Source organism: Allorhodopirellula heiligendammensis (assembly GCF_007860105.1).
Classification (GTDB): domain Bacteria; phylum Planctomycetota; class Planctomycetia; order Pirellulales; family Pirellulaceae; genus Rhodopirellula; species Rhodopirellula heiligendammensis.
Genome location: NZ_SJPU01000001.1, coordinates 1,895,015 through 1,913,713, shown reverse-complemented (window position 1 = coordinate 1,913,713; position 18,699 = coordinate 1,895,015). Strand labels below are relative to the sequence as shown.

At 54.7% G+C, this 18,699-nt stretch carries 24 protein-coding genes, 1 other RNA gene and 2 pseudogenes; 18 read left to right on the top strand and 9 right to left on the bottom strand.

The window, feature by feature from the left end; genetic code table 11:
* The first annotated feature begins 51 nt into the window (after positions 1–51).
* Positions 52–425, top strand: a transfer-messenger RNA (tmRNA) gene (gene ssrA, locus Poly21_RS07265).
* A gap of 360 nt (positions 426–785) precedes the next feature.
* Here ssrA and Poly21_RS07260 read toward each other — a convergent pair.
* The 3 genes from Poly21_RS07260 to Poly21_RS07250 form a co-directional block, all read right to left on the bottom strand.
* Positions 786–1,862: a transposase gene (locus Poly21_RS07260; protein WP_146406209.1), complete on the bottom strand. Its 1,077-nt coding sequence runs from the start codon at positions 1,860–1,862 to the stop codon at positions 786–788.
* A 170-nt stretch (positions 1,863–2,032) separates the two neighbouring features.
* On the bottom strand, positions 2,033–2,992 hold the full coding sequence (locus Poly21_RS07255; RefSeq protein WP_146406208.1) for a M28 family metallopeptidase: 960 nt from the start codon (positions 2,990–2,992) through the stop codon (positions 2,033–2,035).
* A complete protein-coding gene (locus Poly21_RS07250; RefSeq protein ID WP_146406207.1) occupies positions 2,992–4,050 on the bottom strand; it encodes an ADP-ribosylglycohydrolase family protein in 1,059 nt (352 codons plus the stop codon). The genes Poly21_RS07255 and Poly21_RS07250 overlap by 1 nt, the downstream gene beginning before the upstream one ends.
* A gap of 275 nt (positions 4,051–4,325) precedes the next feature.
* Here Poly21_RS07250 and Poly21_RS07245 point away from each other — a divergent pair, with 275 nt between their 5' ends.
* From Poly21_RS07245 to Poly21_RS07225, 6 genes are all read left to right on the top strand, one after another.
* Positions 4,326–5,324, top strand: a complete 999-nt coding sequence (locus tag Poly21_RS07245) for an RNA ligase (ATP) (RefSeq protein ID WP_146406206.1) — start codon at positions 4,326–4,328, stop codon at positions 5,322–5,324.
* A 151-nt stretch (positions 5,325–5,475) separates the two neighbouring features.
* Positions 5,476–5,766, top strand: a complete 291-nt coding sequence (locus Poly21_RS07240; RefSeq protein WP_146406205.1) for a VOC family protein — start codon at positions 5,476–5,478, stop codon at positions 5,764–5,766.
* Between the two features lie 5 nt (positions 5,767–5,771).
* Positions 5,772–6,269 (top strand): DUF6653 family protein, encoded by a 498-nt coding sequence (locus Poly21_RS07235; RefSeq protein ID WP_302117960.1) that lies wholly within the window; start codon positions 5,772–5,774, stop codon positions 6,267–6,269.
* A gap of 15 nt (positions 6,270–6,284) precedes the next feature.
* A complete protein-coding gene (locus tag Poly21_RS27220; protein ID WP_367302544.1) occupies positions 6,285–6,443 on the top strand; it encodes a helix-turn-helix domain-containing protein in 159 nt (52 codons plus the stop codon).
* Positions 6,440–6,499 carry a hypothetical protein gene (locus Poly21_RS07230; RefSeq protein WP_302118478.1) on the top strand — a complete coding sequence of 20 codons (60 nt, stop codon included), beginning with the start codon at positions 6,440–6,442 and terminating at the stop codon, positions 6,497–6,499. Before Poly21_RS27220 ends, Poly21_RS07230 begins: the two co-directional genes overlap by 4 nt.
* A gap of 378 nt (positions 6,500–6,877) precedes the next feature.
* On the top strand, positions 6,878–7,114 hold the full coding sequence (locus Poly21_RS07225) for a metallophosphoesterase family protein (protein ID WP_146406204.1): 237 nt from the start codon (positions 6,878–6,880) through the stop codon (positions 7,112–7,114).
* A 69-nt stretch (positions 7,115–7,183) separates the two neighbouring features.
* Here the strand turns inward: Poly21_RS07225 and Poly21_RS07220 are convergent, their stop codons facing one another.
* Positions 7,184–7,981 (bottom strand): hypothetical protein, encoded by a 798-nt coding sequence (locus tag Poly21_RS07220; protein WP_302117958.1) that lies wholly within the window; start codon positions 7,979–7,981, stop codon positions 7,184–7,186.
* Between the two features lie 306 nt (positions 7,982–8,287).
* Between Poly21_RS07220 and Poly21_RS07215 the strand changes: the two genes are divergently transcribed.
* The 9 genes from Poly21_RS07215 to Poly21_RS07175 all read left to right on the top strand — a co-directional run bounded on the left by Poly21_RS07215 (position 8,288) and on the right by Poly21_RS07175 (position 14,045).
* A complete protein-coding gene (locus Poly21_RS07215) occupies positions 8,288–8,479 on the top strand; it encodes a hypothetical protein (protein ID WP_146406203.1) in 192 nt (63 codons plus the stop codon).
* A complete protein-coding gene (locus Poly21_RS07210) occupies positions 8,479–8,676 on the top strand; it encodes a hypothetical protein (protein ID WP_146406202.1) in 198 nt (65 codons plus the stop codon). Before Poly21_RS07215 ends, Poly21_RS07210 begins: the two co-directional genes overlap by 1 nt.
* Before the next feature lie 6 nt (positions 8,677–8,682).
* Positions 8,683–8,892, top strand: coding sequence for a hypothetical protein (locus tag Poly21_RS07205; RefSeq protein WP_146406201.1), 210 nt, complete (start codon positions 8,683–8,685; stop codon positions 8,890–8,892).
* A 563-nt stretch (positions 8,893–9,455) separates the two neighbouring features.
* A complete protein-coding gene (locus tag Poly21_RS07200; RefSeq protein ID WP_146406934.1) occupies positions 9,456–10,904 on the top strand; it encodes an AAA family ATPase in 1,449 nt (482 codons plus the stop codon).
* Positions 10,905–10,929: 25 nt separating this feature from the next.
* Complete coding sequence (locus Poly21_RS07195; protein WP_146406200.1) at positions 10,930–11,838, top strand: hypothetical protein; 909 nt, start codon at positions 10,930–10,932, stop codon at positions 11,836–11,838.
* 59 nt (positions 11,839–11,897) lie between these two features.
* Entirely contained in the window at positions 11,898–12,212 is a 315-nt protein-coding gene (locus Poly21_RS27215; RefSeq protein WP_302117955.1) for a helix-turn-helix domain-containing protein, read from the top strand.
* A gap of 185 nt (positions 12,213–12,397) precedes the next feature.
* Positions 12,398–13,048, top strand: coding sequence for a DNA-3-methyladenine glycosylase family protein (locus tag Poly21_RS07185; RefSeq protein WP_146406199.1), 651 nt, complete (start codon positions 12,398–12,400; stop codon positions 13,046–13,048).
* Between the two features lie 250 nt (positions 13,049–13,298).
* Entirely contained in the window at positions 13,299–13,595 is a 297-nt protein-coding gene (locus Poly21_RS07180) for a hypothetical protein (RefSeq protein WP_146406198.1), read from the top strand.
* Positions 13,596–13,850: 255 nt separating this feature from the next.
* On the top strand, positions 13,851–14,045 hold the full coding sequence (locus Poly21_RS07175; protein WP_146406197.1) for a hypothetical protein: 195 nt from the start codon (positions 13,851–13,853) through the stop codon (positions 14,043–14,045).
* A gap of 383 nt (positions 14,046–14,428) precedes the next feature.
* On the opposite strand, the gene Poly21_RS07170 is transcribed toward Poly21_RS07175, so the two are convergent.
* The 3 genes from Poly21_RS07170 to Poly21_RS07160 form a co-directional block, all read right to left on the bottom strand.
* On the bottom strand, positions 14,429–14,773 hold the full coding sequence (locus tag Poly21_RS07170) for a hypothetical protein (protein WP_146406196.1): 345 nt from the start codon (positions 14,771–14,773) through the stop codon (positions 14,429–14,431).
* Positions 14,774–14,954: 181 nt separating this feature from the next.
* Positions 14,955–15,434 carry a tetratricopeptide repeat protein gene (locus Poly21_RS07165; protein ID WP_146406195.1) on the bottom strand — a complete coding sequence of 160 codons (480 nt, stop codon included), beginning with the start codon at positions 15,432–15,434 and terminating at the stop codon, positions 14,955–14,957.
* A gap of 190 nt (positions 15,435–15,624) precedes the next feature.
* The gene (locus tag Poly21_RS07160) at positions 15,625–16,197 is read right to left on the bottom strand and encodes an Imm42 family immunity protein (RefSeq protein WP_302117950.1); all 573 of its coding nucleotides are present in this window, start codon (positions 16,195–16,197) and stop codon (positions 15,625–15,627) included.
* Between the two features lie 448 nt (positions 16,198–16,645).
* On the opposite strand from Poly21_RS07160, the pseudogene Poly21_RS07155 reads away from it, so the two are divergent.
* Together Poly21_RS07155 and Poly21_RS28470 are read left to right on the top strand one after the other, a co-directional pair.
* A pseudogene (locus Poly21_RS07155) lies at positions 16,646–17,230 on the top strand (tyrosine-type recombinase/integrase); the annotation flags it as partial.
* Positions 17,231–17,276: 46 nt separating this feature from the next.
* A pseudogene (locus tag Poly21_RS28470) lies at positions 17,277–17,699 on the top strand (transposase); the annotation flags it as partial.
* A 386-nt stretch (positions 17,700–18,085) separates the two neighbouring features.
* Here Poly21_RS28470 and Poly21_RS28250 read toward each other — a convergent pair.
* Positions 18,086–18,550, bottom strand: a complete 465-nt coding sequence (locus Poly21_RS28250) for a hypothetical protein (RefSeq protein WP_146406194.1) — start codon at positions 18,548–18,550, stop codon at positions 18,086–18,088.
* Positions 18,486–18,699, bottom strand: a 214-nt coding sequence (locus Poly21_RS27200) for a hypothetical protein (RefSeq protein WP_302117948.1), incomplete at its 5' end; no start/stop codon positions are given. The genes Poly21_RS27200 and Poly21_RS28250, both read right to left, overlap by 65 nt.

Genomic DNA, 18,699 nt, shown 5'->3' with positions numbered 1-18,699 from the left:
GCTTGAGGCGAGACCGGTATAAAAATGCCGGTTTCGCCTCGCCCCAAGTATGGGGGCGACTTGGAATCGACCGGATGTCAAGAAGCGAATACCTGCATGTCGTGGTTGATCAGAAGGCCACGTAAAAATCTGATCAAAAATTTTAGTTGCAGAAGAAAACTTTGCACTCGCCGCCTAAGAACAGGTAGCGCGGACTGAGGGGGATCGCCAGAGTCGCCCGAATGTCCGTCACAATTCTGGATCGTTGATCGTCTTACTCAAGACGCGATCGGCTAAATTCGATTTGAGTTAGCCAATCGAGGAGCCTGTCAGGCAGCGCCTCGTGAAGCGAATTGCTCGCAAGAGTACAAATAGTCTGACTACGCATGTAGACGGTGTCGTGGATGCGTCGCGGGACGGGAGTTCAATCCTCCCCGCCTCCACTTAGGCCAATTTGCGAGAAATCGTAAGTTGGCCTTTTTTATGGACTTACGCCGTTTCCATTGATTTACGGAGGAAGTTGATCAGTTGATAGGGCCACCCAGTTTTTAGATCGCGTCTGCGTGGAGGCTAACGCACTCAGGCTGGGGAGTAGATAGGGCCACCCAGTTTTAGAGGAGATAGGGCCACCCAGTTTTTAGATCGCGTCTGCGTGGAGGCTAACGCACTCAGGCTGGAAAATCGCGACCCCCAACGGCAAAATCGGCTCATTGGCTGCCGTGGCTTGAGCAAAGATCGCTGCGCAGCGGCGGACCGCGCAGCAGACATCCCAAAATAACCTGGAGGGCGACTGATTTGCATTGAAGTCAGACCGACGAGAGGCCTAGTGGGTTGTCTCGAGCACAGAGCCAGCCCTGACCGCGACGGCGCGCTTCGCCGGCAAGACTCTCGGGAGTACCCGCCGCTCGCTTGAAGATGCGCCCAAACTTACGCACCACATCGCACCAACCGTGCGTGTCCAAACCAATCCGCTGCAGGATCGGGTGCAAATGCTCGGGAATACTGCCGACCTTATCGCTACGCAACTGGCGCCCCGTCCAATCGAGCAATTCCAGATACCGCGTCATCGATATCGACAGGAAGCCTTTGCTGCTGGCCCGACGCCCAGACGATTCGACTGCGGGACCGACTTCATCGATCTGTTCGTCAATCTGGATCGGACTCATCCAGCCGCTACGCCGTTGGCGACGACTCCGCTCCCAATCGTGAGTACTCGGTCGACTGCGATCCTCTCGCTCGCTGAGATCGTCGATTCGATCCTTCGCTCCGGTGTAGTCGCTGGTCTCCGGCGTTTCCGCCAATGCAGCGCGGATTGGATTGAGGTCCACATACGCCGCACAGACGAGCAAACTGGATTCATCGAGCAAAATTTGAGCGTGATAACGACCTTCCCAAAAGTGGCCGCGAACCTCGTCCTCGGCATTGCTGCGTCGAGCAATATTCTCGGCAGTACACCGCATCCACCAACTGATATCTGACAACCGGCGGCGTCGTTCGGCGAGTACTTCCGGCTGGTTGAGAATCATATCCAGCTCTGGTTTGCTGGGCACTGCGGGGGAACCATCCTCATTTCGCCGCCGGGGAAATAACCTCAGCCAGCGCCGGGCCACCTCCTCATCGGACCACGCTGCCACAACGTCAGCCCGACTGCGTAGGACAAGGTGAATGTGGTTATGCATCACCGAAAAAGTCAAGCAATCGATGGCGAAGACCGAAGCCAAGAACTCCAGCCGATCGCGAATCCAAGCACGTCGGTGCTCGTACGAGTTCCCAGTCAGCGGATCGTCTCCACAGAGAAACGCCCGACGGACGCATCTCTGGATGCAATGCACCACCTGCACTTGAGAAGGATCAAGAACTTCACCACGAGCTTGACGAGGCATGGCATCGACTCCGATGGCAGGAACAACCGGGCCGCAAAACCCCCGCGACCAGTTCTATCCTACAGTTCCGAGCGGAACAGTCAATCAAAAAGTGCCTGTCCCTTTCTTCGCCTGTCCCTTTCTCCGCCTCTATGGTGGATTGTTTCGCCATTTTGACGTGTTCGCTGGGATCACCTTTCTCGGTTATTGCCGACGCACTCCCATGAAGACACTGGCATCGCTGTGACACCAAGCAACCGTCGCATGGCCGAGGCAACTCCGAGGGTGACTTCGGTCATGCGTGGGTAGTCGAGCGTGTCTGGAGTGTCGGTTGATTGGTGGTAGTTGGGGTTTCGCAGGTAGCTGGTGTCGGTCAGCATCAATGCGGGGTAGCCTTGGTCCCAGAACGAACTGTTGTCGCTCAGCCGAATCTCGTTGATCTTTTCGGGTAGGCAGATCGAGAACAGCGGCATCCGTCGTGTTCCTCGTTTGAAACCGCGGCGAAATTGCCAATTCAGCTTCCATGACGGCATGTTGCCAACTGCCGCGAGGAAGTTGCCGCGTTGGGGGAAGAAACGGTGCAACCAATTCGGGATCGCAGGCGGAATGGCTTGCGAGCCTTTTGTTAGGCAGTAGTAGCCGACCATTTCTAGGCACAGCATTCCGATGATGTTATCGCCGCGGCGGCGTGACTCGCGGGCATGGTGTTGACTGCCCATCGCGTCGACGTTGAAGTACGGAGGCTCTTCGCAGGCGAACGCGACATAGCGTGCGGTTCGTCGACCTGTGTGTTGGCGCAGGAGACGGCTGACTTCTAACATGACCGCCACTGCCGAAGCGTTGTCGTCGGCGCCGGGCGTTGAATTGACGGTGTCGTAGTGAGATCCCAGCAATACGATCTCGTCGGACCGCTTGGTTCCGGGGCGCTCGACGATCAGGTTGGTGGCTTCGTCACCGAATGCATCGTAGCACTCACGTTCATTCGTATACCCCATCTCGGTCCACTGACCTTCAATGTAGCCAATGGTCGCCTGAATCGTCTTGGGCTTCTTCAAAGTGCGTGGGCCGATCAGCCCCGCAAGTCGATCGACATGCAGGCGAAGGTTCGCTTCGATTTCGTCACGGTCGACGGTTTTTGATTCAGTGGGCATCAGTATGGCGGGGCAAGCCGGCGGAAGCCATGAAAGAGGACGACGAGAAGGAACAGCAGATTGCGAACGAGGACGCCGAGAGGGTTGATGGAGGGGGCTTTCGTGACGGTGATCGGTTTCTCATCGATTGAGTCGGCCAACGATTCGCCGAGCGAACGCATCCATGTCACGCTACGTGGCCATTCCCATAGGCCATCAATCCACTCTTCGGGAACACCCCCACAACCGACGCCGGCGCCAACAATGCCACCGACGATCGCGGCGGTCGTATCGGCATCGCCACCGCAGCGGATGATCGTGGTAACGGATTGGCGAAAGTCCTTCGGGTGTGAGAGCCAAGCATGGATCGCGACTGGAACGGTGTGATAGGTGTATCCGGTGACACCTTTGGCCAGTCCCAACGCTTGCGTAAAATCGGGTGTGGATTCCCCTGCTCGGGTGCTCAGGACCGCTTTGCGAAGCAGATCGGTTAATTCAACTCCGTCGTCGCCGACTGCATTGACAACGTGATCGAGCCACAGGTTCGCATCGACGGTTTCGTGATCCCGTGAGTGCTTCGCTGCCAACGCCACGGCGATCGCTCCGCATTCTGCTTTCGGATCGCTGTGCGTCAGCCGTGAGGATGCTCGCACCATTTCAAGCATCAGCTTCACATCGTCAATCGCCGCTCCGAAAATCGCTGCTCGCATCGACGGCCCATTGCCCGCAGAGAAGACGCCGGCGTTTTGTGGCTTCACGCCTAACCACAATCTGATCCCCGCACGAGCGGTCGCTTTGCCAACGCCCGCCGGCAGCGCCAAGATCCACCACCGTAACCGACTTGCGAAACGCTTGGTGAAGACGTCGACGTCGCCGCGAGCATCAATCAGCGACTGAGCCACCATACAAGTGTGCTCGGTGTCGTCGGAAATCATGCCGCGACCCAACAGGAATCGATAGCGATCGGGAGGTCCAAGCAATCGCGGTGCTCTTTGCGGTGAGACACCTTCGTAGGGCAGCCCCAACGCGTCGCCCACTGCGGTTCCCAGGATGCATCCGAAAATAGCTTCGCTGTTCAATGCATCTGTTCCAAGAAGTCCAAAAGTTGGTTTCCACGATTTCAGTGGGTCTTATGTTATTGACTTTCGTCACGACTCGCATCCACGGTGCAGTGATCGAGTTCGGCGCGGAGCCAGTCCCTGAAATACGTACTCGCCTGTCCTCAGCGGAAGTTGGTGTCTTCAGCATTGTATCGACTGACAGCGCTGCGAGTAGCGGCGAACCATTTGTCTCATACACGCCTCTGATGCGTTGACGCTCGATGCACGAGCGAGTTGGCATAGGAAGAATAACAATGAGAAAACTGGCAACCATCCGAAGCGTGACCGAAACGAGACCGATCGATGGCGCGGACATGATTGAGCTGGCCATTGTTGATGGCTGGAAATGCGTCACGAAGAAAGGCGAATACGCCGCGGGAGATGCGGTGATCTACTGCGAGATCGATTCGTTCTTGCCTGCCCGTGATGAATTTGAATTCCTGCGGAAGTCTTCGCTGAAGACGATGGATGACCGTGAGGGCTTTCGGCTGCGTACGGTGAAGCTGCGTGGACAGATCTCGCAGGGGCTGTTGATTGATCCAGCGATCCTGAAGCGTCCGTTTGCGGTGGGCGAGGATGTGACGGTGGAATTAGGCATCGTGAAGTACGAAGCTCCGATCCCTGCGTGCTTGGGTGGCGATGTGATTGGCGGCTTCCCGGCGTTCATTGAGAAGACGGATGAGGAACGGATTCAAAACCTCGCCAGTGATTTTGAATCCTATCGCGATCGAACGTTCTACGTTTCGGAAAAAATCGACGGGACTTCGTTCACAGCGTTCATGAAAGACGGTGAGTTCGGCGTTTGCGGTCGCAACTGGCAATTGGCCGAAGATGCAACCAATAGCCACTGGCGTGTCGTTCGCGCACTGAACTTGCAGGCACGGTTGGCAGGACTCGGGCGATCGATTGCTGTTCAGGGGGAGTTAGTTGGACCGGGAATCCAGAAAAACCGATATGGATTGAAAGAGCCGACCGTATTCGTGTTCAATGTCTACGACATCGACGCCTCGGCGTACGTCGAGAAGTCGGAGATGGAAGCGATTTGTGGGCAGCTCGGACTGCTGATCGTTCCTCCGCTCGGTGAGATGACGATTCAGGAGTCGTTGGATGCGATGCTGGAGTTGGCAGAAGGCAAAAGCGTGCTGAATCCAAAAACGCAGCGCGAAGGGCTGGTCTGGGTGAGCGGATCCGGCGACGATCGGGTCTCATTCAAAACGATTTCCAACAAGTTTCTCGTCAAGTACGGTGGATGAACGCGGGGAGGCTGATGACAGTCGGAGTCGCCGGTCGACAACTTGTGGCAACGGGTTTCTCTCGCCAGTATCGATTGACGAGCAGTCCGATCCAGTGGGCCCGTGTGAGAGTGCATCGGAAAAACGCTGTAGCAACAAAGGTTTCAGGGGTATGCGAGCGGCGGATTACTTGAAGCTATTAGACTGGACGGCCCGGCAAAGCGTCCCTCGTCAGCATCGCACCGCTGCGGGTGCCCCGCCCATTCTGGTGCGGCTTGGTCTGGACGGGGCGACGTGGTGTGAACTGGTCAAGGAGTTTGTGCAAGCCGCATTCGATCAAGCGAGCGAAGCCGGTACGTACGCCGCCAAACCGCCGACGAAGCAACTGAGGAGACAAACGGTCTCCTACGTCCGTGATAGGAACGGCTACCTCGTCAAAATTTACTCGTCCTTGGGCACCTGAACACGATGAACAAACTTGGCCGAGCCACCGAACGCGCGATGGGAATGAGCGATACTGCGTGGGAACGGCACGCAAATCCATGGAGCGGTTGGACTCGCGTCGCGATCCTGCCGATGCTGGCCATCGCGATCTGGAGTCGCGTTTGGATCGGATGGTGGTCGCTCGTTCTAACCGTGATGTTGATCGCGTGGATCTGGATCAACCCGCGAATCTTCCCGCGTCCCAAGTCTATCGACAATTGGATGTCGCAGGGAGTTCTCGGTGAACGGATTTGGCTCGCCAACGAACCCGGCACCGTCGCCGATCATCACATCCGCATCACAAGAGTCCTGACCGCTGTTGCTGGCGTCGGAGCCCTCGTTTTCATCAGCGGCCTGATCTGGCTCAATCTTGCCGCCACTTTGTTTGGACTGGCCGTCACGATGCTTGGCAAGCTTTGGTTCATCGACCGCATGGTGTGGATCTACCGCGAGCAGACCCACGTCGCCCGCATCCAAGAATGAAAACGAGAGCTCGATATCTCGGTTTCGGATCTTGCTCGCCGCAGCGGGGTTTCGCGGGCCACGGTCATTCGAATTCTCGGCGGTGAGGACTACGAATTCTCGTTCGCAAACCTGCAGGCCATTCTGCTCGCCTTGGGTAACCGCCCGCCGAATCAGAAATCGCGGACGCGTTGAACGTCTCACCGCCATCGGTCAACCAGATGATGAAGATGCTGGAAAAAAAGTCCTAATCCAGCGGCAAGTTGGTGTTGCGCGTTCGATCGAGATCCTGATCGACCGGAGTGAGATTCCCAAGTGGACGGGAATGCGAATTTCGCGAACCGTCACTGGTTGGGTGTCAATCAATTCCGATGATTCCGCGGCATTGCGGGTAGTTGGTTCACGCCCAGAAACGCTTGCCGGCGTGTGCTCCTTTCGCTGCTTTGCGTTGAACCATAGCGATGTGGCATTTTGGGCAGGATGGTTCATTTGATTCCGTCGGTAATGGCGGTGGAGCTGACAAGGAGGATGCGGTGACGGCCAGAATGCTCGCGATTTGTTGTTGGACTTCGGCAATCGAATAGGTGCGTGCGGCTTTGATGTGCAGAATCGACAGGCCAAAGGGTGTCTTGGATATCACACACGACATCGAGTCAAAGGAACTCGTTCAGGTCGGCTGCGCTGCTCTGCGCCGACATGTCGAAGAACGGATCAAGCCGAAGATTCTCGCCTTCGGGCACTTGCACGACGAGAAAGGCGGCAGCAACTACGGGATGTTCACTCGCGGTGCGACGCAGTACATCAACTGGTCATGCTGCAACCTCGCAGCAAAGTTGAAGAACAATGGGTTTGTTATCGAGATGTAACCCAAAACGAAAGAACGCCCGCGGGGGATTGCTCCTCCGCGGGCGTTTCGGTTTTGTACGTCTTTCGGCTTACAGTTGGACGGATTCGACTTCGCGGACGAAGCGCGATGCGTCGTTTCCTAGGAACGATGAGACGACGTTGAACACGGCGTCACTGAAGCCGCCGATGTTCAGGATGTCATCTCGCTCGGGTGCCTGACTGGTTCCGTAGGGTTGAATGTCGATGCAGACCAGCTTTGGATCGGCGATGCCGTGTCCGCGCTGGGTCTTCTTGAACTTCTCCCATTGGGGCATCACGCCGGTTGAGCCGTTTTGGCCGTAGCCACTGTAACGACTGTTGAAGTGGGGCCGTCCCGAGGTGATCCAGCTTTCGTTGTCGCTGACCAGCACGATGCCGGCGAAGCGTTGCTTCGCGTAGCGCCCGCTAGCGCCAGTGATCTCGTTGGCTTCGACGAATGGCAACGAGCAGTCCGTTCCTCCGCGTCCGTACTTCGACAAGCGTGCTGACAGTGACAGGATCGAATCACTTGGATCGACCTGAGCCTTGTAAGCCTGCGTATCGAGTCCGATGATGACCGGTCCAGGAAGCGTTGGTACGTTTCCGCACGCGATCTCGGCAGCGTCATGCAACGCCGTCTTGATCTTGCTTGGATCCTCATCCGATGCGTTCATGTAAGCCGCCAGGAACTGGTGCGGGAACTGACGGCTGGGAGGAAGCGCGTCGCGGTCAGCCAGGTGGCCGGCCACATAGTCGATCATCGCGTTGTCGGTTCCAGTGTAGAACGATTGTCCCAATCGTTCATGAGCAGTTGGAGACAACTGCTCTACAATGAACACGTCGTGACGCAGCAGCGTGTTGAGGCTCATTCGCAGTGCTTGCGGTCCCATCTGTCGGGCAATTGCCTTCCAAACCAACGGACCCTTGGCGGCGTCGGCTAGCAGGTCCCATCGGACTGTCGTGGGAAAGTCGCCGGCGATCAGCGTTTGGGCACCGGGCCGCGTTTATAAACGCTGACACCGAACGATGCCGCGAATCGTTTATTCGAAGCGGACCGAGTTGCCTCGCCGACGCTGGCCGCTGATCGTTCGCTGTACCTCGATCGCATTCAGATTGATGCCGAGGGGAACCCAATCATTCACGACGGGCTGCGTGAACATTCTGGCGAACTGACAATGGCAATCAACGAGGAATCCGACGCGGTGCCATCCACAGCGGTGTTGTTTGGAACAAAAATCGACGAATGCGGTCAGCGACCGCTGTTGGCATTCGCCATGTGCAACATCTTCGCACATTACGGCCTCGACCTTGTTGATGAAGAGCGAGCAACTGCCGTTCTGGATTGCTGCGAAATGAGCATGGATTGATGGCTGAACAACACAGAATTTGGATCGAGCAATTCGGAACCGCTGTCGGCATCTCGGATGAGTTCGGCACTCCGAACGCTCTGGAATACCTCGCCAGCGAGAAGTTCTTAACGTTATTAGAAGCAGCCAAAACAGACAGCGACTGTCGAGCTGAAAGTCTGGCGTTCGTCGGCAAGATCAAATCGATTTTTGAGTAATGGCAGTTGTCTCGGTATCTTGAAACGGCGCGAGAGACGGAACCCTTTGATCCGCGCTTGTTTAATGGCGATTCCGCATTCGACCCTGAAGAGATGCAGGACATGCGGAGGCACGATATTCGGCAATGCACCCGTGAACTCCTGCCTGTGGAGCGGGCGAAGCAGTGGTTGCTGGAGACTGGGGACGAAGAGTGGATTCAGGCCGAACGTTCATGATAATTCAAATGTGGATGTTGAGTCTGATGATCGTCTTTGTCGGTGGAGGCGTTCTCTGGGACTGTCGGCTGAGTAGACAACTTTACTGTGCGCCTCTGCCACGCCCCTATCGGGATCGCCCGTCACAACTGGCGGGGTGGAAGCGCAACTGTTCAGACGAAGTGATTGTCAAGGCCGATGATTTGCTTCGGATACTACGTGAAGCATTCTCGTTCAATCCCGATGACCGTTATCAGTGCGCCTCGTCCGACCGCATCATGGCTGTGCAACGTGCCTGCTAACCTCGATGGATGTTCTGGAGAATTGCGGATGCTATGGAGATCGAATCAATGACGTTGGATATTCAGAGGCGTTGTCAATTGAATGACGCCGAGGTGTCAGAATTGACAATGGCAGAGGTCGTAGGATGGATGAAGTCGTCGTCGGAGGCCGAGGGTCGGAGAGGAACTCTCTGTCGGGACATTTGCTCGCATTCGCGATGGACGCGAACCTGGTACAATCGGCAATTGTCTCTTAATCAAAGTTGGTTGGAAGGCACTCGCGGGATTTCGAGGTAAAGGTTGATGGCATATCTGGGGTGGCTGTTCGTGGGGCTATTGCTCGGCTTTGGTCTGGCTTTCTTCTTTCGCACGAAATCGTTCGCTTCGGTGAACTCGTTTGCTGATGACGGTCAGGATGGATCACCGCAGTTGGTTGCTCCACTGTTGAAATCGCACTTCAAGCCGACAACAGCATCCGAAATCACAATCACTGAACGACGATTCCCTTTTCGGATGCGTGCTGATCTGCAGCGAACCATCGATAAGGTCTTCGGTGACGAAATCACGATCAAGCATTTCTTCGGTGTCCGAAGTGAATACTCGCACTGTGCCCCGACACTGACCGACTGCATTCTCGAAAGCGTAAATAACCCGACGTACTCGATTCCACCTGAGTACGAAGAACTCGATCTCGGTGACGAACATCCGCTTCGAGTCCTCAAGAATGGCCTATGGTTGCTCGAAGTGGATGGTGTTAGCTTCGCCGTCATGTTGAGTCCCTGCGGACAATATGGGCAAGTAACTGGGATGCAGTTTCAGATTGGCGTCCCGCTTTCTTCTGAAGGCAGCCAGATAGCACAGCGATTCTTTAAGCAACTCGAAGATGCGGTCGCACGAGGCGAATCATACCGTGGAAAGATCTTATCGCTCGAACAGGCGGAACATTCTTATTCTGGCGAGTCAAACGGAATCACCGTACACAAGCTTCGTGAAGTTCGGCGGGAAGATGTGATCCTGCCCGCCGACACGCTAATACTTCTCGAACGAAATGTAGTTCACTTCGCTCGCAACCGTAATCGGCTCTCACGACTTGGAATGTCCAAAAAGAAGGGCATCTTGTTCTACGGGCCTCCCGGAACCGGGAAGACTCACACGATCCATCATCTAGCCGGATCACTCGATGGACATACCACGATCTTAATTTCGGCGGAACAAGTTGGACTGCTGGGCGAATACATGACCCTTGCTCGTCTCTTGCAGCCGAGTATGGTTGTCATGGAAGACGTTGACTTGATCGCTCGCGAACGAACAAGCATGGAAAGCGTCTGCGAGGAAGTTCTTCTGAACAAACTGCTAAACGAAATGGATGGTTTGAAGGAAGATGCAGAGATCTTCTTTATCCTTACAACGAATCGCTCTGAAGCACTTGAGGCTGCGTTGGCGTCTCGCCCCGGACGAGTCGATCAAGCGATCGAGTTTCCACTTCCCGACGCTGAGGGTCGGCGCAAGCTGGTTGCCCTTTATGCTCCGAAAGCGATGTTGGACGAAGGATTGATTGATGAGATCGTTCACCGTACTGATGGCGTGAGTGCGGCGTTTATCAAGGAGTTTATGCGTCGGGCAACCCAATTCAGTGTTGAACGGGACGAGAACTCTCGATTGACCGATGCTGACATGGATTTAGCATTGGACGAAATGCTGTTCAAAGGCGGATCGCTCAACCGAAAAATTCTTGGTGCTGGTCAAGATTGAAGACAGAATAGGTTTGGAATTTTTGATGCAAACGACTTTTCGGCTTAAGAAAGAGACTCTGAAGACCGGTGTCTTCTGCCTGCTTTGCTTTTTGGCCATGGGGACCTTTTCGGTCGTTATCGCTACAGTCGCTCCACCGCCAAAAGCACGGCTCCAACCGGTCCACATGGCAATGTTTTTTGGCTTTTTTTGGGGAGCTTGGTCGTGTCTCTCCATTTGGCTTCTGCTGAGTTATTGGAGGGAGCGATTAATCGTCAGTGACGACACGGTGATTCAACGTGGTGTGTTCCGAACACGGGGCATCCGTTTAAACGAGATCGACAGATTGGTCTGGCGTCCGGCACCACCGCAACTTCAGGTGATCGCTGGGACCACGAGATTGAAAATTCATTTCGTCAAATTTAGCAAGGCGGATCAGCTATCGTTGATTCAGCACGTTCAACAACGAATCCCAGACGCCGTGCAAGTGAATTGGGAGGTGTTCTGCACCAAAGTTGCTGTTCCATTGAGTAGGTACGAGGCCGGATGCCTTGCTCCTGGCCAAGTAACTGTGACTCGAGAACGTTGGGCTCGCTATTTCATCCCGGCGACGTTGCTGTTTGCAATCCTCGGAGTTGCTGCCTCGCTGACGCTTCAAATGCATCGCATGTTGATCGCTCCATTGCCGATGCTGTTCTTGTGGGCTTTGCTGCATTTCAGCACGCCAATGAAGGGACTTGCTGCTTCCCGTATCGCTGGGCAACCGGAGAGCGGTCGTTTTCTTAAGTTCCTGCTTGTCTGGGCAGGTGTGGGCTTCGTCGGGCTCTTGACTCTGGTTTTTTTTGACCCCAAATTTCCAGCTAAAATCGTGTGGCTCATGATAGGCGGAACGATCTGGTTCAGCCTATTGATAGCCAGGGCGGTTCAGCTTGATCGTCTCCGACAGCGAACGTGATCCGTCGAGGGCTCAGGCAACGAGAATTTCGAGCTTCTCCGATCGGCCTAAAACGGACCGTGTTCGTTGCCGCCTTGCCTCGCGTGCAGTGCCATGATTGCGGGGCCGTTCGCCAAATCCAAATTGACTCTGCCGACGCCCGCCGAAGCTACACCAAGGGCTGGGGAAAACACGCTTTGCAGCTAACTCGACGCATGACGATAAAGGACGTTGCTGATCTGCTTGGCGTTACCTGGGATGTGATCAAAGTAATCAAAAAGACGGACCTCCAGCGGCGATTCGCCAATCCTTCCATGAAAGACGTACAGCGAATCGCCATCGATGAGATCTGCATTGGCAACAAATCAGCGATGTTGAACTTACCGGCGGCGTAGATCGCCTGCAAAATCCAATAGCCGGTGATCATCTGGCCGAGTTGTGCATGACGGGGAAGGTTGGTCATCGTTGCGTCCATTCTGCTCCTAGTAATTGCCACTCTCGCATCAACGGCGATCCTAGCAAGACGACAGCGAGAAGCATAGAATTGGTGGTTGAAGACGAATCCCCATTGAGAGGAAGCATGGTCAACGTATCTCAGGAATGCCGCAACGAAAGTGCGATCAAGCATCTACGCCGTGCCGACCCGATCATGAAAGCGATGATTGCGGAAGTTGGTCCCTGTACGCTACGTCCTCAGCGGGATCGTTTTAGGATGTTGACTGGTTCGATCATTTCCCAACAAATATCCACCGGTGCCGCTCGGGCGATCAAAAAGAAGCTCGATGAGCTTGTTGGTCCCAAGGGTCTCACTCCGGCGAATCTGTCTCGGTATTCACCAGATGAGCTTCGTGCTGCAGGTGTTTCGCCGCAGAAGGCGAAGTATCTGCTTGATCTCGCTGCCAAGGTCCACGAGACGGAGGTCAACCTTCAGCACATGGGTCGATATTCGGACGACAAAATCATCGAACAACTGACCACTGTGAAAGGAATCGGGAAATGGACAGCACAAATGTTTTTGATCTTTTCTCTGGGGCGTCCCGACGTGTTCCCGCATGACGATCTCGGAGTACGTTCAGCGATTCGCAACCGATACGGCCTCGACGAACTACCCGATGTCGCGACGAGCACTGCCATCGCATCGAAGTGGCGTCCCTACGCATCGATTGCCAGTTGGTATTGCTGGCAATCCTTGGATATTGGCAAAGTCCGCGTGGTCAATGCAAAGGATTAAACTCGAATGCCGGTGACCGAGAATGCTTGGTTTACGTTGCGGATTGTTATTGCTGCTGTAAAGGTCATCCATTTACGGGAGTGCAGGAATGCTGATAGCATTGACATCCTAACTGACGGCGAAAGGACGGAACGAAGTACGATGAACTCATGATTAGAGTAAACTGCGGAGATTCGAACAGTCCCGTCACCTGTCAGGTCATCAAGCAAATTGATGGTTTACGCAAACAACCAAGTTATGGGTGGAATTAGTGAACTCAGAACGACAGATTGTTCCGGGAATTTCGGTCAGCTCTGCCGGTCAAGCGACGATCGACGCATCGCTCAACGAGGTCTTGTTCGATCTCGCCGTCGCTCTTGAAGAACCAACAAACCTTCCCGTCGATATTGAACACGTCGTCGCAGCGATCGTGCTGGCTGCTCGAAATAATGAAATCGATGCACACAGAGAACTTTTGGCTAGTGACCCCGCTTTGATCAGCGTGTTGGCAGTTCGTGTCAAATCCGTGTTTGCAGTTTACGGCGGCCAAGTCGGCAGTGACGAGTAGTGGAGTCCCGGATACTCGGTGAAATAAGCTCTGAGACGTTCTGGTCGTTGTCGATAACTCGTAAAACGCCTCTCAAGCCTTGCCCGCTGAATCGTGAAGCGACAATCGGTTCAAGATGCACTGGAATGGCGTTTACCGCGCCCCCCTTTCGCTTTGAATGAAGTCAACATCAAGGAGGCCGTCGGCTGGAAAAGCTCGGCGAGCACCATGGCGTTGTCGCCAACAGTGAATAGTACCCAATATCGAGGGGGGCTCATGTTAGACGAACAAGAAATCAATCCGAGCCAGGAAACGTTTCGCAATTTTCTTCGAGTTTTGGAACCACTCGTGCTCGCCGTGGGCGGGAGTTTTTTGCTGGTGGGGCTCGTTAGCTGCTTCTCATCCTTTGGCGGTGGAAGCCCCCCACGCCTGTTCTGGTGTGGTATCGTGGGGATGCTGTGGACAACGTGACGCACGAGCTGATCACTTGCAGCGACAACCGAGCCCTGGGCTACTTCGGCAGCGGATGAGCAATCGCATGAACTTGCACCATCAGCCGACTTCGCAAACGTTTCGGGGACGCGTCCGCTGAAGGTCGGCACCGACCTTAGCCAAGTCGCAGAAAACACTTGCGCGCACCCGCGATCGGGCAGGCAAGTTGGCACCCGAACGCGGTCGAATCGAGCCAACTCCTCATCTCAGCTTTGCAGCACCGCTCCGCTTGCCATCATCACACGTCACGCGTCGAAGCAAATCTCAAGTAGTTAATCGAGAACCCGTTCACAAATCACCGGGCTTCTTGAACAAAGCCCTTGAACGTCGGCGCGTACCTCACGACGTCAAAGACTCACTGGTTATCGTTCTTTTTCGTCAGCCACGTCGAAGGAGACGCAAGTCACATCCAGCCGGCCACCACACGCATTGAAATTCAAGCGGTAGTGTTGGCAATCGTCGTCAGCAATTCGAGGTATCCATCCAGACTTCCGAACGACGCATGTTCCATCATACGGTTTACCGCCGAAGTAGTCATCTGGTTCGTCTGACCATTCGAATCGGCTGACATCACGAAACGTCACGAGGATAGGTCGTTCCCGCCAATCGAAGAATCGTAGTTGGACATCGCCTCCGTCGTAGTTCATGGACGGATAGTCTGCGTCTGCGGTTGTAAAGCCGGGATCAATTCGTTCCGCGTTCGGCATTTAGCGACTCAACACAGGTCATAGGTAGTTGTAGCTCTTTGGGTCAGCCAAGCCAGCGTGCAAGCCGAGTGCGACGTACGACCGCGATGACCGTGTCGCGACAATGCGGTTTCCATTTCAAAACGCTTTACCCGCGACTGCGGTCCATCGCATGGTTCCGTGTTCTCAAGCTCTCGAAGCGTCAACGTATCAATTTCGATGGAAATTCTGGGAGTAGTCGTAGTCCACCAAAGTCCTCCTCCCAACTGAGAGGAACCCAACCCCATTCTTCGGCTTTAGAAAAGAGGTTCGGCTCGAGCTCAAGAGCTCGTTGCAGGTCTGCGATCCCGGTTAAGCATTTATCTACGTCCGTTACCTCGGGAGTCCCGTCGTCATAGCGGCATCCCATGATGTCGAGCACTCGAGCTCTCCAAACGCGAAAATACAGCTCGCTGCCAACCTCACGGGCGAGACAATCGTTACCAAAATCCAGGCAGGTTTGTGGAGAACGATAGGCCGTGACATTCCAAAGAAAAACCGACTTGAGTTCAAGCAGGTCTTCGTCGTCAGGTTGCAATGACAATGCTCGCTCGATGACATCAAGCGCATCCTGATCTTTACCCTGTTCGTTGAGCTGGTATGCAGATGCGACCAGTGCCTCGACTTCTTCTTGTTTGGGCATTCGTTGAGTTCCACAGCCAGTGACAAGAATATTGGCAAGCGCAATGAAGCAAAAGACGGAAAACGCGAATCGTGAGCGCACAGGCAAGGTTCATATCAGTCAATCAGTGAACGCCAGCCGTAACCGGGTCGCGACGAAAAAGTTCACCATCGCCAAGGCGTTTGGCACGCGGCTACGGTTCACGGGATCGTTATGCATTTCGTGGCAAGAGTCGCTCCGCCACCTCATCAAACCATTTCACGAACCCCAGCGACGCAGTGACAAAAGCGGCACGCGAACAATGAGCGACGACGAAAGCGTCAGGAAGTCTACGCGGCGAATCGACGGCTACAAACGGACGATGAAGAACCATCATATCGGTTGGTTTGGGCGATAGAATCACGGAACTGTAACCATCAAATTGCTCACCCCAGTTTGTCAGGAAATCGAATCTACCATATTCCAGCGAGTCGCGTTGAATTTGATCCGTCGTCCTCTCGTCATCGCCGTAAATCGCTTCGCGCACAGTGTCATGGATTTCCTCGGGTATCATTCCATTGAAACTGTCGTTCCACAGTTGATCGTTTAACTTCGCATGCCATTTAAAGTGTCCGTACGCGGGATACAACGCACAGTAGGGATCATCGAAGTCTCCAAGCGTCACGTTTCCGAGGTGAATGCGCATCCGACGCCAGACGGCAGATGGAGCCTTTAAGTCAGGCTCAACCATCGCTTCAATCGCGAAATCGGTAGGATCACCTATGAGCATAAGAATATCGGTCAAAGCCTGGAATCTTCGATGGTATAACGGTAGAAATCACGGGCAGGGCGATGACGCATCCGATGACGACTAATGTCGTCTTGAATCTTCCTGCACGTCTGCGACTCATCTTGTCTGACGAACGACGGCGAAATACGGGCTGCGGCGAGCGACTCAATCACTGGGATAACGGCGACCACTGCCGCTCCGTCTTCATCGCATGGTTCACATAAGCCGCTATCGCGGCGGGGAGTCGTGAAGGTTGGATCGTGAGGTACCTGCTTCAGGAGGAGCTGTTCGCTGTGAGCAGCGAACCAAAACTCCTGCTGAATCAGGAAAACAACAATGCCTCAGTTTACCTCCCTCGACGGCGTACAGCCACTCGGTCACTTCTTTCCCGCTGAACTCCAACAAAAAATTGAGTGATGATCTCCATCTGACCGGTAAAGCCGACTGAACTCGAAAGGGATACATCCGCGCCGTTCGCCAACTCTCTGACTTTGCACAAAAGTCGCCCATCGACGTGACCGAGCAAGATGCCAGGCGATTCTTCCTCTATCTCAAAAACGACTTCGGTTTCGCGTATGGCACGCTGCGCGTTGCACTCTCGGGAGTGAAGTTCTTCTATACCTATACCTGTAAGCGGGATTGGGCAATTTTCGAGATGCTCAAGCTCCAGAATATCACCGCCCTACCTGAAGTGCTTACGATTGATCAAGTCCATGCCATCGTGCATGCGACGACGACTCTTCGAATGCGAGCCTACCTCTGGACCGTCTATTCGTTGGGCCTGCGGATGAACGAGGCCCTGCACCTGCAAGTGGGCGGCATTGATGCTGCCCGTGGGCTGGTGCATGTTCATCGCGGCAAAGGAGCCAAGGATCGATGTGTGCCGATCGCCAATTCCACGCCCCGGGTGCTCAGAAAGCATTGGATAACACATTGTCACCCGCGGCTTCGCTTCCCCGCTGACGGACGCAATCATACGTTTGCTCGCCAAGGTATCAGTCGCGCCCAGAAACCCATGAGCGAAACGGCAGTCCAGGGTGCCATGAAGCGGATCACAACGAAAATGAACTTGGTTAAGAGGGGCACCATTCATACCTTACGTGCATCGCGTTGCGATCAACGACAGCCGGATCGTGGACGTCAACGAAGAAACGGTGACGTATCGAATTCGCCGCAAAGGCAATCGGATGGAAACCAAGGTGGTTCCTGGCGAAACGTTCGTCGAAAACTTCGCGCAGCACGTGCTGCCGACGAACTTCATGAAGATCCGTCACTATGGCTGGATGAGCGGTAACAGCAAGATCTCGGTCGATGAAGTGAAGTGGCTCGTGTGGATCATGCTGGGCTGGACGTTCTGGCTAGCCAGTGGCTATGCGCCGCAGACTAAGAAGTTGACAGCACCGATGAAGTGCATCGAGTGTGGCGGCGAGATGCGGGTGACCGAAGTGACCTACCGCTCACTCGGTTCGCTGGGCGTTCGTCCCGAACACGGACAGACCTTCTACGACAGCGGGTAAGCGATGAGGCATCGAGTTGACAAGACCGCGAGAATCGAAACGTCTGCAGGAGGGCGATCGATGAAGCTATGCGCCAATCACATCCGAAGTCGTCACAGGAGCGTGAATGTCGAGGAAAAACCGCCAATCATCAATCTGCCAAGTACACGGGAGGCGATTCTTGGTGTCGTCATCCGTCGCACCGGATTCACAAAACGCACCACCGCCTGCACCTGGGCTGTCCGCGTGGAAGCAAAGCTCAAGGTGCGTCGGGTAAGCACCGGGCTTCCTGAACAAAGGACTTGAGCTTCGGCTAGGCGTTCGCAATTCTGCCTGCGACGAACGAAGTAAATCGAATCAGATAGTAACTCAACCGTCGCGTTTACGCGAAGTCAAATCCTCATTGGTTACCCGCCCGCAATGGGATTTGGGGGAGACAGAGTACAGCAAATGCGTCGAGTTGCAAGATGTGGAGGGGTCTTCACAACCGCGAGCTCAGGGACGAGTGAATCTACGAGCCGCTCAAGCACAGACCTGCACAGGGCTTGGTGTTCCGGATCACGTCCAGGAAACAAGACCGAGACGCTAACATCGTTACGCCTTTTAAGGAAGGCAAGGATGCGTCGGGTCTCATCACTAATATCCGCGGCATCTGTCTTCGGACGAATCCGAACCTCCTTTGTTCGTAGAGTGGTGGCTTTGCTTAGCTGCGATTGCGACTCGGATGCGTCATCGCCAACCGGCCAAGCGAGAGAGTTGCAGTTCGGACAGCATGTGTCACCAGAAAGGGCGAGATTGAGTCTGAACTCAGTTCCACAGACATCGCAACGATGCGGGATGCCCTCGGGCGTGCGGGAAGATGGGTCGTTCATAGGCAAGTAAGGGTTGTAAGTCGGATAAAGAATCCATGTAAGTCCAAGGTTTGACGGGTGGGAGCCATTCGTTAAAAAACTGGCGACTCAAACCCGTGATCTGGGCAGCTTGCGGCCGCCCGTCACATTTACTCCACCCACCAAACACA